This window comes from Ralstonia mojiangensis (assembly GCF_023955645.1).
Lineage (GTDB): Bacteria > Pseudomonadota > Gammaproteobacteria > Burkholderiales > Burkholderiaceae > Ralstonia > Ralstonia mojiangensis.
The window spans coordinates 116524-131243 of the sequence record NZ_JAMXHU010000007.1; the positions used below are offsets into that span (position 1 = coordinate 116524).

Annotated in this window: 19 protein-coding genes; 2 read left to right on the forward strand and 17 right to left on the reverse strand. The window is 61.4% G+C overall.

What is annotated here, in order from left to right; translation table 11 throughout:
• Positions 1–5: 5 nt before the first annotated feature.
• Positions 6–2210, reverse strand: a complete 2205-nt coding sequence (locus tag NG898_RS25455) for a cytochrome c biogenesis protein ResB (protein ID WP_252695029.1) — start codon at positions 2208–2210, stop codon at positions 6–8.
• A 112-nt stretch (positions 2211–2322) separates the two neighbouring features.
• A complete protein-coding gene (locus NG898_RS25460; protein WP_252695030.1) occupies positions 2323–2982 on the reverse strand; it encodes a c-type cytochrome in 660 nt (219 codons plus the stop codon).
• Positions 2983–3237: 255 nt separating this feature from the next.
• Between NG898_RS25460 and yihA the strand changes: the two genes are divergently transcribed.
• Positions 3238–3939, forward strand: coding sequence for a ribosome biogenesis GTP-binding protein YihA/YsxC (gene yihA, locus NG898_RS25465; RefSeq protein WP_252695031.1), 702 nt, complete (start codon positions 3238–3240; stop codon positions 3937–3939).
• 150 nt (positions 3940–4089) lie between these two features.
• A complete protein-coding gene (gene hemB / locus NG898_RS25470; RefSeq protein ID WP_252695032.1) occupies positions 4090–5085 on the forward strand; it encodes a porphobilinogen synthase in 996 nt (331 codons plus the stop codon).
• On the opposite strand, the gene dsbD is transcribed toward hemB, so the two are convergent.
• The 15 genes from dsbD to rplF all read right to left on the reverse strand — a co-directional run bounded on the left by dsbD (position 5086) and on the right by rplF (position 14715).
• Complete coding sequence (dsbD, locus tag NG898_RS25475) at positions 5086–6918, reverse strand: protein-disulfide reductase DsbD (RefSeq protein ID WP_252695033.1); 1833 nt, start codon at positions 6916–6918, stop codon at positions 5086–5088. It abuts the gene before it with no gap.
• A gap of 18 nt (positions 6919–6936) precedes the next feature.
• A complete protein-coding gene (gene cutA / locus NG898_RS25480; RefSeq protein WP_252695034.1) occupies positions 6937–7275 on the reverse strand; it encodes a divalent-cation tolerance protein CutA in 339 nt (112 codons plus the stop codon).
• Between the two features lie 158 nt (positions 7276–7433).
• Positions 7434–7832: a 50S ribosomal protein L17 gene (gene rplQ, locus NG898_RS25485; protein WP_024977878.1), complete on the reverse strand. Its 399-nt coding sequence runs from the start codon at positions 7830–7832 to the stop codon at positions 7434–7436.
• 154 nt (positions 7833–7986) lie between these two features.
• A complete protein-coding gene (locus NG898_RS25490; protein WP_004634508.1) occupies positions 7987–8967 on the reverse strand; it encodes a DNA-directed RNA polymerase subunit alpha in 981 nt (326 codons plus the stop codon).
• 239 nt (positions 8968–9206) lie between these two features.
• A complete protein-coding gene (gene rpsD, locus NG898_RS25495; RefSeq protein WP_092975823.1) occupies positions 9207–9830 on the reverse strand; it encodes a 30S ribosomal protein S4 in 624 nt (207 codons plus the stop codon).
• A 203-nt stretch (positions 9831–10033) separates the two neighbouring features.
• Complete coding sequence (gene rpsK / locus NG898_RS25500; RefSeq protein WP_003264143.1) at positions 10034–10435, reverse strand: 30S ribosomal protein S11; 402 nt, start codon at positions 10433–10435, stop codon at positions 10034–10036.
• 24 nt (positions 10436–10459) lie between these two features.
• Entirely contained in the window at positions 10460–10825 is a 366-nt protein-coding gene (gene rpsM, locus NG898_RS25505) for a 30S ribosomal protein S13 (protein WP_004634501.1), read from the reverse strand.
• A gap of 21 nt (positions 10826–10846) precedes the next feature.
• A complete protein-coding gene (gene rpmJ, locus NG898_RS25510; protein ID WP_003264141.1) occupies positions 10847–10963 on the reverse strand; it encodes a 50S ribosomal protein L36 in 117 nt (38 codons plus the stop codon).
• Positions 10964–10993: 30 nt separating this feature from the next.
• Positions 10994–11212, reverse strand: a complete 219-nt coding sequence (gene infA / locus NG898_RS25515; protein ID WP_003264140.1) for a translation initiation factor IF-1 — start codon at positions 11210–11212, stop codon at positions 10994–10996.
• Positions 11213–11238: 26 nt separating this feature from the next.
• Complete coding sequence (gene secY / locus NG898_RS25520; protein WP_009277656.1) at positions 11239–12561, reverse strand: preprotein translocase subunit SecY; 1323 nt, start codon at positions 12559–12561, stop codon at positions 11239–11241.
• 57 nt (positions 12562–12618) lie between these two features.
• On the reverse strand, positions 12619–13050 hold the full coding sequence (rplO, locus tag NG898_RS25525; RefSeq protein ID WP_024977880.1) for a 50S ribosomal protein L15: 432 nt from the start codon (positions 13048–13050) through the stop codon (positions 12619–12621).
• Positions 13051–13068: 18 nt separating this feature from the next.
• Entirely contained in the window at positions 13069–13251 is a 183-nt protein-coding gene (rpmD, locus tag NG898_RS25530; RefSeq protein WP_003264137.1) for a 50S ribosomal protein L30, read from the reverse strand.
• A gap of 22 nt (positions 13252–13273) precedes the next feature.
• Positions 13274–13792, reverse strand: coding sequence for a 30S ribosomal protein S5 (rpsE, locus tag NG898_RS25535; protein ID WP_004634493.1), 519 nt, complete (start codon positions 13790–13792; stop codon positions 13274–13276).
• A gap of 21 nt (positions 13793–13813) precedes the next feature.
• A complete protein-coding gene (gene rplR / locus NG898_RS25540) occupies positions 13814–14170 on the reverse strand; it encodes a 50S ribosomal protein L18 (RefSeq protein WP_004634492.1) in 357 nt (118 codons plus the stop codon).
• An 11-nt stretch (positions 14171–14181) separates the two neighbouring features.
• Complete coding sequence (gene rplF, locus NG898_RS25545) at positions 14182–14715, reverse strand: 50S ribosomal protein L6 (RefSeq protein ID WP_004634491.1); 534 nt, start codon at positions 14713–14715, stop codon at positions 14182–14184.
• Positions 14716–14720: the final 5 nt, after the last annotated feature.

A 14720-nucleotide genomic window follows, 5' to 3' on the forward strand; every position in this document is an offset into this window, starting at 1 on the left:
CCGGCTCACTTCGTTGGTTTGGGGTCGACGCTCGCTGCACCGGCGGCATCGGGGGCGCTCGGGGCTCCTGCCGCGGCGCGAATATCGTGCTTGAGGCGCTCGAACTCGCGGTCAAAGTCGAGCGTGCGGCGCATGGTCGACATGGCTGTGAGCACATGTGCGCCGGAGACGCTTTCGTTGGCCTGACCGGATTGCGGCCGGATCCACAGCCACCAGCGGCGCTCTCGCACGTAAAACATCGAGAACACGCCCAGCACCAGCAGCAACGACCCAAGATACACGATGTTTTTGCCCGGCGCACGTGTGAGCTGGAACACGCTGGCCTGCACTTGCTGGAAGTCGGTCAGCTGCAGATACACCGGTGCACCGTAGAAGGCATTGTCCGACAGCGCGTTGATGGCGCTCTGCAACCACTGACTGCTGGCGGCATCCACGATGGGGGCCGGTTGGCCGTCCTGCGCGCGGGCCAGTTGCCACAGCTCCCACATCGAGCTGTTGATGATCTTCATCAGCACATCGGCGGCCTTCTCGCGCTCGCCTTCGGGCACCGATTTCTGCAGGAAGGTGGCGACTGCGGCAAAGCCGCCCTGCGCACCCGCGGAGCCGTCCTTTACATCGGCAGCGCCAGCAAAGAGGTCGAGCGCGCGACGGGCGCTTTCCATCAACTGGTTGCGCAGTTCCGCACGCTGCTCGCCGGGCATGGAGAGCAGCGCAAACCGGCGCGCCGCTTCGCCCCGCATCGCCGGATTTTGCAGCGCAGCGCGCAGGCGCATCCAGTCGCGAACGGTGCCTTGTGCGTCCGCAGGAATGCGCAGGTAGCGGAACGGCTCGTCGGGCTGTGAACGCATGCCGGCCAGGAACACCGATTGCCCGTCCAGCGTGACGGGCAGCATGTAGTTGCTGAATTCGTGCGCCTGCCCGTTGGCGTCGCGCAGCTTGTACTGGACCGAGGGGCCGACGTTGCGCAGGTCGCGGTCGCGCGTCATCTTGGTCACGTTGCCAAGCTCCGCGCGCAGACCACTTTCCGCACCGCCCTTCTTGCCGACGCCGCGAGCGTCCTGCTTGCCCGAGGCGTCTGTCACCGTTTCGACATTCATCAGGCGGAAGTCGGAGAACTCGACCGTGTAATCGCCGCCTTTGCCGGTGAGCTTGGAGCTTTCGCCCACGACGCCCGACATGTCGAACGTCTTGGCGTTATCACCTTGCATCGGGAAGCCGGTCAGCTTGAGTTTCGAGCCGCCATCTTCAAAGCTCGACTGGTAGATCGCCACGCCGTCATACACGAACGGTTTGTTCACCTCCACGCGCGCAGCGGTCTGCTTGCCGGTACGACGGTCGGTCACGACGATGTCGCTTGCGAACAGCTTTGGCATGCCGGTCGAATAATGCTCAACGGTGAACTTCTTGAGCGTGATCATGAACGGCAAGTCCTGGATCAGCGCGCCGTCGGCGATGTTCAGGATCGCCGTGCTGACCGTCGACCCTTCCGGCACGAATGCATTACCGCGGAAGCCCGGATTCGATGTCGAGAGCCGATGCTCCGACCCAATGTCGCTGATGACCGCATTGCCCTTGATGGGCGATTTGCCGCCAAACCACATCTGCGCGCGGATCATCATGTCGCCGTCCAGCAGCCCGCCAATGCAGATCACGACGATGGCCGTGTGCGCCAGGATGTAGCCGATCTTGTTACCCGCCCCCGCCTTTGCTGTGATGAGCGTCGAACCACCATCGCGCGCGAACGCCTTGATCTGGAAACCGCGGTTCTGGGCGAGTGCGGCCAGGCGTGCGGTCACGGTTGCGGTGTCGACGGTGGAATCAAATTCGTCGCGGTGGTGGAACGCGCGCAGGCTGCCTTCGCGCACGTTCTCGCGCCAGGCGCGCATGTCGGCCAGCATCTTGGGCGCATTGCGCACGATGCACAGCGAGGTCGACACCACCAGGAACGCCAAGATCAGCAAAAACCACCAGGCGCTATAGACCGTGGGCAGCGTCAGAGAACGGAACACATCGGCCCAGAACGGCCCGAACTGGTTGACGTAGTTCGGGTACGGATCGTTCTGCTTGAGCACCGTGCCGATCACGCTGGCAATCGCGATCACCGTCAGGAGGCTGATCGCAAAGCGCATCGACGACAGCAACTCGACCGCCTCGCGCAGCGCGCGACGGCGGGAACGAATCTGGACGCCGGAAGTGGAGACCGAAGACATGCTGGGAGACAACCTGTTCAAAAACGAAAACAGGGTGGCGATGCCAGGCGCATTGCCACCCTGTTCTTCTTGTTGATTGTGCGACCGTCACATGACGGCCGGGTGCGGCAGATTAGCGCAGGCCAGCAATGTAGTCGGCCACCGCCTTGATCTGCTGGGCCGTCATGCGACCGGCCAGGTCGTGCATCTGTACGCTGTTCTTGCGAGTGCCGCTTTGGAAGGCAACCAATTGCGCTTCAGTGTATTCAGAGAACTGACCAGCGATACGCGGATATTGCGCCGGGATGCCAGCACCCGTCGGGCCGTGACAACCTGCGCATGCTGCGATACCGCGCTTGGCGTCACCGCCGCGATACAGCTTCTGGCCCAGCTCGATGGTGTCCTTGCTCTTGGCCGAGCCCGGCTTCCAAGCCGCTTGCTTGCCCAGGTAGGCGCCAATGTCCTTCATGTCCTGATCCGACAGGGCGCCGGCGTACAGCGACATGACCGGCTGGTTACGGTCGGTCTTGGCCTTGAAATCCTTGAGCTGCTTTTCGATGTATTCGGCGTGCTGGCCAGCCAGCTTCGGGTTGACGTTCATGGCGCTGTTGCCGCCAGCGCCGTGACAACTGGTACACGCGGGCACGCCATTGGCGGGCACACCGGTGTTGAAGATCGTTTCGCCGCGCGCGGCGTCGGCCTTGGCGACTTTTTGCTCTTCGGCATGGGCCATGGAGAAGACCGATGCCAGGGACAGCGCTGCGACAGCAAAAACGTTCGCGATGCGGTTCATTCGCACACCTTGTTTAGATTGTTTTCGAATGCTGCGTGCGCCGCCCATGCGGGACCCTGCGGCGCCGGGCGCCCCCTTCTCCTCGTGCCGGATCAGCGCATGAAAACGGACCGGCCCGGGTCTCGGGGCGGTCCTGCGACGGATCTGGTGGGGACGTCCGTAAACCGGCGTATTGTACAATAACACCTCTGCAATGCGACCTCGCGGCGCAGCAACCACGCAGTTCTGAACTGCAGTTTACAGGTACTGCCGCGCATGTCGCTCCTGCATCAAGCCCGTTTCTTCATCACCGTCAATCATCTGCGTGATTTACCGGCGACCGCCGTGCCGGAAGTCGCGTTTGCGGGCCGCTCCAACGCAGGCAAGTCCACCGCAATCAACATTCTGTGCAATCAGAAGCGGCTGGCGTTTTCCAGCAAGACGCCCGGCCGCACCCAGCACATCAACTATTTCTCGGTGATGCCCGCCAAGGCGGAAGACCCGCTCGGCTTCCTGGTCGACCTGCCTGGTTACGGCTATGCCGAAGCCCCGGGCGAGACTAAATCGCACTGGGTTCACCTGCTGGGCGACTACGTCAAGGCGCGCCAGCAACTCGCGGGGCTCGTCATCATGATGGATGCGCGCCGTCCGTTTACCGACCTCGATTGCCAGATGGTCGAGTGGTTCCTGCCGACGGGCAAGCCTATCCATGTGCTGCTCACGAAAGCAGACAAGCTGACCAACAACGATGCCTCGCGCGCGCTCATGGCGGCACGCAAGGTGCTGGCCGATTACCGCGCGCAGATCGACGGCGATGTGTCGCTCACGGTGCAGTTGTTCTCCAGCCTGAAGCGTCGCGGCATCGAAGAGGCGCAGCGAATTGTCGCAGGCTGGCTGTGCCTGCCGGAGGCGCTGGAGCCCGAGCCGCAACCCGAGCAGGCAAAAAAAACCCCGTCGCCAAACGCGCAACGGGGGTAACGACCCCATCGAGCCATCGATGGGAACCCGCGTCAGGGAGGAGCCGCGGGGGACGCTGCATCAGCGTCGCTGGCGCATTGTCCGTGCATAGGATGGATAATCGCGACAAAGGTTTCGAAACTTCACAGTGTGTTCTTAGGGTCTGCTGAAATGATCGCGAGCTTCCCCGACCATCGTCCGCGCCGCATGCGCCGCGACGATTTCTCCCGCCGCATGATGCGCGAATCGCGCCTCACTCCCGACGACCTGATCTATCCCGTCTTCATCCTCGAAGGCACCAATGTGCGCCAGGCTGTGCCGTCGATGCCCGGTGTCGAGCGTGTGTCGATCGATGTATTGCTGAGCGTGGCCGAGCAGTGCGTGCAGCTTGGCGTTCCGGTGCTGGCACTGTTTCCCGTTATCGAACCCTCGCTCAAAACGCCGGATGGTATTGAGGCGACCAATGCCGAGGGCTTGATCCCGCGTGCGGTAAAGGCGCTCAAGGCGCGCTTCCCGGAATTGGGCATCCTGACCGATGTGGCGCTCGATCCGTATACGAGCCATGGCCAGGACGGTGTGCTCGACGCAAACGGCTACGTGCTCAACGAAGAGACGGTGGATATCCTGATGCGCCAGGCCCTGGTGCAAGCCGAGGCTGGCGTGGACATCGTCGCACCGTCGGACATGATGGACGGCCGCATCGGTGCGATCCGCCTGGCGCTGGAGAATGACGACCACATCCACACGCGCATCATGGCCTACGCGGCGAAATATGCTTCGGCGTTCTACGGCCCGTTCCGTGATGCAGTGGGCTCGGCAGCCAATCTGGGCAAAGGCAACAAGATGACTTACCAGATGGACCCGGCCAACTCGGACGAAGCGCTGCGCGAAGTGGCGCTCGACATCGCCGAGGGCGCCGACATGGTGATGGTCAAGCCCGGCATGCCGTATCTCGACATCGTTCGCCGCGTGAAGGACGAGTTTCGCTTTCCGACCTACGTCTATCAGGTCAGTGGGGAATACGCGATGCTGAAAGCCGCCGCGCAGAACGGCTGGCTGGATCACGACAAGGTCGTGCTGGAATCGCTGCTGGCATTCAAGCGCGCCGGCGCGAACGGCATCCTGACGTATTTCGCGCTGGACGCCGCTCGCCTGCTGCGCGCGTAATCAGGCCGTCGGCTTGACTGCCTGCGTCGTGCCGATCGCGCGGCGCAGGCTTTCCAGGAAGGTGTCGGCGCGCTCAAAACCAATCACACGCGCTTTCAGTTCGCGACCCTGCGTATCGAAGAAGATCGTGCCGGGCGGGCCGAACAAACCAAAGCGCTTAAGCAGCGCTTGGTCATCCGCGTTGTTGGCCGTCACGTCGGCCTGCAGCAACACCACATCCGCCAGCGCTTTCCGCACCCGTGCATCGGTAAAGGTCAGGCGCTCCATCTCTTTGCAGCTGACGCACCAGTCGGCGTAGAAATCGAGCATCACCGCACGACCCGAAGCGCTCGCGTTGCGCACCTCGGTATCGAGTTCGGCGATGCTCTTCACGCGCTTGAATGTCACGCCGTGTGCCTCGGCTTGCACGGACGTGCCCGCCGATGCGCGAATCAGTCCGCCCAGCGGTTGCAGCGGATCGCGTCCCCCAGCGGCGACGCCAACCAGTTGCGCCGCACCCGCCAGCGCGAACAACACACCGGCGGCCTTGCCCAAACGCTGCACGTTGCCAGCGCCATCCGGCAGCGAATCGAATGTCCGCAGAAACACCGCCGCACCGATCAGCAACCCACCCCAAGCGACCATTACCGCCCACACTGGCAACACCGGCTGCACGATCCAAAGCGCCACAGCCAGCAGGATGAAACCGAACACCGCCTTGGTGACGATCAGCCAGTGACCAGCGCGCGGCAGCAGGTTGCCCGCCCCCACACCCACAAGCACGAGCGGCACGCCCATGCCGATCGACATCGCAAACAACGCCATGCCGCCGATCGCGGCGTTGCCGGTCTGCGCGATATAGGCCAGCGCGCCCGCCAATGCCGGCGTCACACACGGCGACACAATCAACGCCGACAGCGCACCCATCAGGACGGCTCCCACAATCTCGCCGCCGCCATGCTTGCTGGAAGCTTTTGTGAGGTGATCGCGCCAAGCTGCTGGTAACTGGAGTTCGTACAGGCCGAACATCGACAGCGACAGCGCCACCATCAATACAGCAAACGCGCCCAGCACCCATGCGTTCTGCAACGCGGCTTGCAAGCCTTGCCCCGCCAAGCCGGCTGCCACACCCACGGCGGTATAGACGACTGCCATACCGAGCACGTATGCGCCCGACACGATGGCTGCGCGCGAACGCGTCGCGTGCTCGCCAACCACGATCGCCGACAGGATCGGCAGCATCGGAAGCACGCACGGCGTGAAGGTCAGCAGCAGCCCGAGGCCAAAGAACAACGCCGCAATCGCTCCCAGATTGCCGCTGCCGAGCGTGCTGGCGATACGGCCGAGGGCGTCGCCGGAGCTGGCGTCGTTACCGCCTGAGGTCGGCTCGCCGGGCGACGCCGCAGCGGACTCCACCATAAACCGGCTCTTCATGGGCGGATAGCACAGGCCCTGATCAGCACACCCTTGGGAGGTGACGATCAGCGTGAATGGTGCCGCGGCGTTCTGCGCCTTTACACGGAATGTGACGTCATGCCGATAGGTCTCGACATCCTTATTGAAGGTTTCGTCGAACTTGACCTTGCCTGCCGGCATGTCAGGCGGCATGAGCTTGACGGTTGCCGGATCCGCTACCACCGCGAAGCGCTCGCGATACATGTAGTAGCCGTCGGCAATGGCGAACTTGACTTCGACAGTCTGGCCGTCGATTTGCGTGGCGGAGAAGCGGAATGCCTGCTCGGGTGGCAGGAAATCGTCAGCAGCACGCGTGAGCATGGGCAGCGTCGCCACTGCGACGAACAGCATCACCATCTGCACCACACGCCGCACTGACACAAACGAAGAGAAGGTCATATCAACGGCAATCGAACATCAATTGGAAGGCAAGCGCGTTTCGTCGGCTACCCAGGCAAGATACGCCGGCAAGCCCATGGCCACCGGCAGCGCGACGATCTCTGGGACCTCGTATGGATGCGCCTTGCGGAGCGCGGCTTCGAGCGCAGGGTAAGCAGCCCGCGTGGTCTTGATCAGCAACGGAATCTCGGCGGCATGCTCGATCGCGCCATTCCACCAATACGTCGATGCACAAGCCGGCAAACGATTGACGCACGCCGCTGCGCGAGATTCCAGCACGACCGTGGTTACGCGATCCGCGCTTTCTGCATCGGGTAGGTTGGTCAGTACCAGCAGCACTTCAGTTCCGGCGGACATAGAGACTCCAACGATGCGCGCTGACAGCCAGAACACCGAAAGCGGGCAACAAAAAAGCCAGGATGCGAATCCTGGCTTCATTGTAATGCGCGCGGCTGCACGCATTCTGGGGCTTGGCCAGCGCGACGCCATGTCGCACCGGCAAACCTGGGCTGACCTTACTCGGCAGCGCCGTCGACTTCCACAGCCTCGGCAACTTCCGGACGGTCGAGCAGTTCGACCAGTGCCATCGGCGCATTGTCGCCCTGGCGGAAGCCGAACTTCAGGATACGGGTGTAGCCGCCCGGACGGGTCGCGAAACGCGGGCCCAGTTCGTTGAAGAGCTTGGTAACCATATCGCGGTCGCGCAGGCGGGCAAAGGCCAGACGGCGGTTGGCAACGGTGTCCTTCTTGGCCAGCGTGATCAGCGGCTCAACAACCTTGCGCAGTTCCTTGGCCTTCGGCAGGGTGGTCTTGATCAGCTCGTGCTGCAGCAGCGAGTTGGACATGTTGCGCAGCATCGCGAGACGGTGCGACGAGGTGCGGTTCAGTTTCCGCAAACCATGACGGTGACGCATGATGATTCCTTCTTAAGAGTGTTTGACCAGCTCTTCTATCGCCGCTGCGTAAACAACGCAGCTTGGCGCGGGCCGGTAGCCTTAACAATAAGCCACCCAAACAGCGATGGCGGGAAAACCGGCCGATGCGCGGGCACCGGCCGACAATTGCAACTTACTTCTCGAGACCTGCCGGCGGCCAGTTCTCGAGCTTCATGCCGAGCGTCAGGCCACGCGATGCGAGGACTTCTTTGATCTCGTTGAGCGACTTGCGACCCAGGTTCGGGGTCTTGAGCAGTTCGTTCTCTGTACGCTGGATCAGGTCGCCGATGTAATAGATGTTTTCGGCCTTCAGGCAGTTGGCCGAACGCACCGTCAGCTCCAGATCGTCGACCGGGCGCAGCAGGATCGGATCGATCTGCGGTGCGCGGGCGGCAGCGGCCTCAGCGGCGCTCTCGGTACCTTCCAGCGCGGCGAACACCGACAGCTGATCAACCAGGATGCGAGCCGACTGGCGGATCGCTTCTTCCGGCGAGATCACACCGTTGGTCTCGATGTTCATCACCAGCTTGTCGAGGTCGGTACGCTGTTCCACACGCGCAGACTCAACCGCATACGACACACGGCGCACCGGTGCGAAAGAGGCGTCCAGCACGATGCGGCCGATGACCTTGCTCGACTCATCGCCAAACTTGCGCACGTTACCCGGCACATAGCCGCGGCCTTGCTCGACCTTCAACTGCAGATCCAGCTTGCCACCAGCCGACAGGTTAGCGATCACGTGACCCGGATTGATGATCTCGACATCGTGCGGCAGCTCGATATCAGCGGCGGTCACCACACCCTCGCCTTCCTTGCGCAGCGACACCGTGACTTCATCACGGTTGTGCAGCTTGAACACCACGCCCTTCAGGTTCAGCAGCAGGTTGACGACGTCTTCCTGCACGCCGTCGATGGTGGAATATTCGTGGACGACCCCAGCGATCGTGACTTCGGTCGGGGCATAGCCGACCATCGACGACAGCAGCACGCGGCGCAGCGCGTTACCGAGCGTGTGGCCGTAGCCGCGCTCGAACGGTTCCATGACGACCTTCGCGTGATGATCGCCAAGCGGCTCAACCGCAATAATTTTGGGCTTCAGGAGTGCTGTTTGCATTAGGTTGTCCTATTTCAATACCCTCGGCTCGTTACACCGATAAGGCTGACGGATTGGACTGGAAAGGTTCCATCGCGAACATTGCGACGGAAGACGCACATGCCGCAACCATGTTGCGGCACGTAACGATTCGGATTGGCTCTGCGCCTGAGTACTGCAGGCGAGCGAACACAATGTCGTTGACGATGAGCGTCCCCAGAAGGCGCACGAGCCCGCACCTTGCAGTACGGGCGTCGTCATTAACGCGAATACAGTTCGACGATCAGGCTTTCGTTGATGTCGCCGGCGATATCCGCGCGATCCGGGGCTTGCTTGAAGGTGCCTTCCATCTTCTTGGCATCGACCGCAACCCAGATCGGGAAACCGGTCTGCTCAGCCAGCGACAGCGATTCGGCAATACGCACTTGCTTCTTCGACTTTTCGCGGATGGCAATCACGTCGCCCGACTTCACCTGAGCCGAGGGCACGTTCAGAGCTTGACCGTTCACCAGGATCGCCTTGTGCGACACCAGCTGACGCGCTTCTGCGCGGGTCGAGCCGAAGCCCATGCGGTAGACGACGTTGTCCAGGCGCGATTCCAGCAGTTGCAGCAGGGTTTCACCCGTGTTGCCCTTGCGGCGGTCGGCTTCAGCGAAGTAACGGCGGAATTGACGCTCCAGCACGCCGTAGATGCGCTTGACCTTCTGCTTTTCACGCAGCTGGTTGCCGTAGTCGGAGGTGCGAGCGCCGGAAGTGCGGCCATGCTGACCAGGCTTGCTGTCCAGCTTGCACTTGTCGGCGAGCGAGCGGCGTGCGCTCTTCAGGAAAAGGTCAGTACCTTCGCGGCGAGACAGTTTCGCCTTGGGACCGGTATAGCGTGCCACGTTATGTTCCTTCGTTATCAGTCATCCGTGGCGCGCGGCCTCGGATGGTCCGCCTGCTCAGTCCCATCAACAGGACTGCGGCGAACAGTGGGCTTATGAAAAGACGAAACCCGCCTTCCGGGAAATCCGGAAGACAGGCAAGCGGGCAAGTATAGCACCCGCAGACCGACCTCGCCAGCAACTGGCGCGGTCGGTCGAATCACTTAGATACGACGACGCTTCGGCGGACGGCAACCGTTGTGCGGCACCGGCGTCACGTCTTCGATCAACTGGATCTTGATACCCAGGTTGTTCAGAGCACGCACAGCCGATTCACGACCCGGGCCCGGGCCCTTGATGCGCACTTCCAGGTTCTTGATGCCTTGGTCCTGCGCCACGCGGCCGGCACTCTCAGCAGCTACCTGAGCGGCGAACGGGGTCGACTTACGCGAGCCCTTGAAGCCTTGGCCACCCGACGTCGCCCACGACAGAGCATTGCCCTGACGGTCGGTGATCGTGATGATCGTGTTGTTGAACGACGCGTGAACGTGCGCGATGCCGTCGGCGACGTTCTTGCGAACCTTCTTGCGCGCGCGCTGGGCGGCGGTATTCGCTGCTTTTGCCATAGTTCCTATCCTTTACCCGACGGATTACTTCTTGAGCGCGACGCCGGCCTTACGCGGACCCTTCCGGGTACGAGCATTGGTGCGGGTACGCTGACCACGCATCGGCAGGCCCTTGCGATGGCGCACGCCACGGTAGCAGCCCAAATCCATCAGGCGCTTGATGTTCATCGTCGTTTCACGGCGCAGATCGCCTTCGACGAGGAACTTCTCGATTTCCTTACGCAGCGCGTCCTGGTCCGGATCCGTCAGGTCCTTGACCTTCTTGTCGGTCGGGATGCCAGTAGCCTCGCAAATCTTTTGAGCGCGCGAGCGGCCGATACCGTAGATCGCCGTCAGGCCAATCACGGTATGTTTGTGGTTGGGGATGTTGACCCCTGCGATACGTGCCATTCGTCAATCCTCTTTGCGAAATTAGCCTTGGCGCTGCTTATGACGCGGGTCCGACGAGCAGATCACACGCACCACGCCCTTGCGCTTGATGATTTTGCAGTTGCGGCAAATGCGCTTAACAGAAGCCAGCACTTTCATGATTTTCCTCTTCCTTCAATTCCAGTCCGCTCACTTCGCCCGGAATACGATGCGCGCGCGGGACAGATCATACGGGGTCAATTCGACCGTCACCTTGTCCCCGGGCAAGATACGGATGTAATGCATACGCATCTTGCCGGAAATATGGCCTAACACTACGTGGCCGTTCTCTAGCTTGACGCGAAACGTTGCGTTGGGGAGGTTTTCCAGCACCTCGCCCTGCATCTGGATCACGTCATCTTTAGCCATGTCCCTTCAGGTTCGTGCGATCACTCCTAGCGGAGCGTCAGGTTTCCCTTGAAATTCGCCTTCTTCATCAAAGACTCGTACTGCTGAGACATCACGTAGGACTGCACTTGCGCCATGAAGTCCATCGTGACAACCACGATGATCAACAGGGATGTCCCACCGAAGTAGAACGGCACATTCCAGCGCAGCACCAAGAACTCCGGCAACAGACACACCAGCGTGATGTAGATCGCACCCGCCAGGGTCAAACGCACCAGAATCTTGTCGATATACCGCGTGGTTTGCTCGCCCGGACGGATGCCCGGAATGAACGCCCCACTCTTCTTCAGGTTATCCGCCACTTCGCGGCTGTTATAGACCAGCGCGGTGTAGAAGAAACAGAAGAAGATGATCGCCGCCGCATACAGCAGGATGTACACCGGCTGACCAGGCGACAGCGTCGCTGCCAGATCCTTGACGACCCGTGCGACCGGATTCGTCGAGTTACCGGCTGTAAACCAGCCCGCGATCGTGGCCGGGAACAGAATGATCGACGATGCAAAGATCGGCGGAATCACCCCAGCCATATTCAACTTCAGCGGCAGATGCGACGACTGCCCACCATAAATCTTGTTACCAACTTGCCGCTTGGCGTAGTTGACGAGGATCTTGCGCTGGCCGCGTTCAATGAACACAACCACAAACGTCACCGCACCGATAATCGCCACCACCAGGATCGCTGAGAAGATTCCCATCGAACCCGTACGCACCAGCTCGAACAACCCGCCGATCGCGTTGGGGAGTCCTGCTGCAATCCCGCCAAAAATGATGATCGAGATCCCGTTGCCCAGACCACGCTCGGTGATCTGCTCACCCAGCCACATCAGGAACATCGTGCCCGTCACCAGCGTAATCACTGCGGTGGCCCGAAACATCAGACCCGGGTCCAACACCAGACCCGGCTGTGCTTCGAGCGCCACTGCAATCCCCAGCGCCTGAAACGTTGCCAGGACGACCGTACCGTAGCGCGTGTACTGCGTAATCTTGCGCTGGCCGGCTTGGCCTTCCTTCTTCAACGATTCCAGCTGCGGCAGCACGATCGTCAGCAGTTGCATGATGATCGACGCCGAGATGTACGGCATGATCCCCAGCGCAAACACCGTGAAACGCGACAGCGCGCCGCCGGAGAACAGGTTGAACATCCCGAGGATGCCGCCCGACTGCCGTTGGAAAAGCTGCGCCAGTTGATCCGGATCGATACCGGGCACAGGAATGTGCGCGCCGATCCGGTACACCAGCAATGCCAGAACCAGGAACACCAGCCGACGGCGAAGATCGCCGTACTTGGCCGTGTTCTTGGCCTGGGCCATCACATTAGGTTTCGCCGTGGCCAAACGGATGCTCCGTCAGTGTGAAACAGCAGGCTATTAGGCCAGCGAGCCACCAGCTGCTTCGATTGCAGCTTTCGCTCCAGCCGTCGCGCCGATGCCTTTCAGGGTCACCTTCTTGTCGATTTCGCCCGACAGGATCACCTTGGCGCTCTTGACCATCTCGCCAACGAGGCCGGCTTGCTTGAGGGACAGCAGATCGATTTCCTCGATCGGCAGGCCCGCCAGGTCGCCCAGACGCACTTCAGCGGTGAATTCCTTGGTCAGCGAGGTGAAACCACGCTTGGGCAGTCGACGATGCAGGGGCATCTGGCCGCCTTCGAAGCCGACCTTGTGGAAACCACCCGAACGCGACTTCTGACCCTTGTGACCACGACCAGCCGTCTTGCCCAGGCCCGAACCAATACCGCGACCAACGCGGCGCTTGGCGTGCTTGGAGCCGGCTGCCGGCTTCAGGTTATTCAGTTGCATGTTCTTCTCCGTCTTGCCTTAGCCGATGACCTTGACCAGGTAGGACACCTTGTTGATCATGCCGCGCACTGCGGGCGTGTCCTGCAATTCGGACACCGAGTTCATGCGGCGCAGGCCCAGGCCGCGCACCGTGGCGCGGTGGTCTTCGCGCGTACCGATCAGGCTGCGCACGAGTTGGACTTTCACGGTTTTCTGCGACATATCGTTCACCTATCCCTTCGGCTTAGCCGAGGATCTCTTCGACCGACTTGCCACGCTTGGCGGCAACTTCGGCCGGGGTGCTCATCTTGCGCAGGCCATCCAGCGTTGCGCGCACCATGTTGTAAGGATTGGTCGAACCGTGCGACTTGGTCACGATGTTCGTCACGCCCATCACTTCGAAGATGGCGCGCATCGGGCCACCGGCGATCACGCCAGTACCGTCCTTTGCGGGCATCATTTGCACCTTTGCGGCGCCATGCTTGCCAACCACTTCGTGCTGCAGCGTACCGTTCTTCAGCGGGACCTTGACCATCTTGCGACGGGCTTCGTCCATTGCCTTCTGCACGGCCACGGGGACTTCCTTAGCCTTACCCTTGCCCATGCCGATACGGCCGTCGCCGTCGCCGACCACAGTCAGAGCAGCGAAACCGAGAATCCGGCCGCCCTTGACCACCTTGGTCACACGGTTGACCGCGATCATCTTCTCGCGAAGACCGTCGTCGCGTTCGTCCCCTTGGACCTTAGGTTGAATTTTTGCCATGACGATATCCTCTATGCCGGCTTAGAACTTCAGGCCAGCTTCGCGTGCCGCGTCGGCCAGAGCCTTCACGCGACCGTGATAACGGAAACCCGAGCGATCGAACGCCACGGCTTCGATGCCGGCAGCCTTCGCCTTCTCAGCGATACGCTTACCCACCAGGGTGGCAGCAGCGGTGTTGCCACCGTTGCCGTTCAGTTCCTTGCGGACTTCGGCTTCCGCCGTCGAGGCCGAAGCCAGGACCTTGGTGCCATCTTCCGAGAAGACCTGCGCATAAATGTGCAGGTTCGTACGGTGCACAGCCAGACGGGCGACGCTCAGTTCCGCAATTTTCAGGCGGGTCTGACGTGCACGGCGCAGACGCGAGTCATTTTTGTTCATGATGTGCACCCTTACTTCTTCTTGGTTTCCTTCAGGATCACACGCTCATCGGCGTAGCGCACACCCTTGCCCTTGTAGGGCTCCGGCGGACGATAACCACGCACTTCAGCGGCGACCTGACCAACTTTTTGCTTGTCCGAACCCTTGATGATGATCTCGGTTTGCGTCGGCGTTTCCGCCTTCACGCCTTCCGGCATCTCATGGATCACGTCGTGCGAGAAACCGAGTTGCAGCTTCAGAGCGGTGCCCTGAACCGATGCACGGTAACCCACGCCGACCAGGTTCAGCTTGCGCTCGAAGCCCGTCGTCACACCCTTGACCATGTTGGCCGTCAGGGCGCGCATCGTACCTTGCAGCGCATTGGCTTCACGCGACTCATCTGCCGGCGCGAACGTGATCGTGCCGTTGTCGGTGTTGACCTTGACAAGCGAGTGAATCGGCTGCGTCAGGGTGCCCAACGGGCCCTTAACGGTCAGCAGACCACCTGCGAAATTGACTTCAGCGCCCTTGGGCAGCGCGATGGGAGCCTTACCTACGCGAGACATGGTTC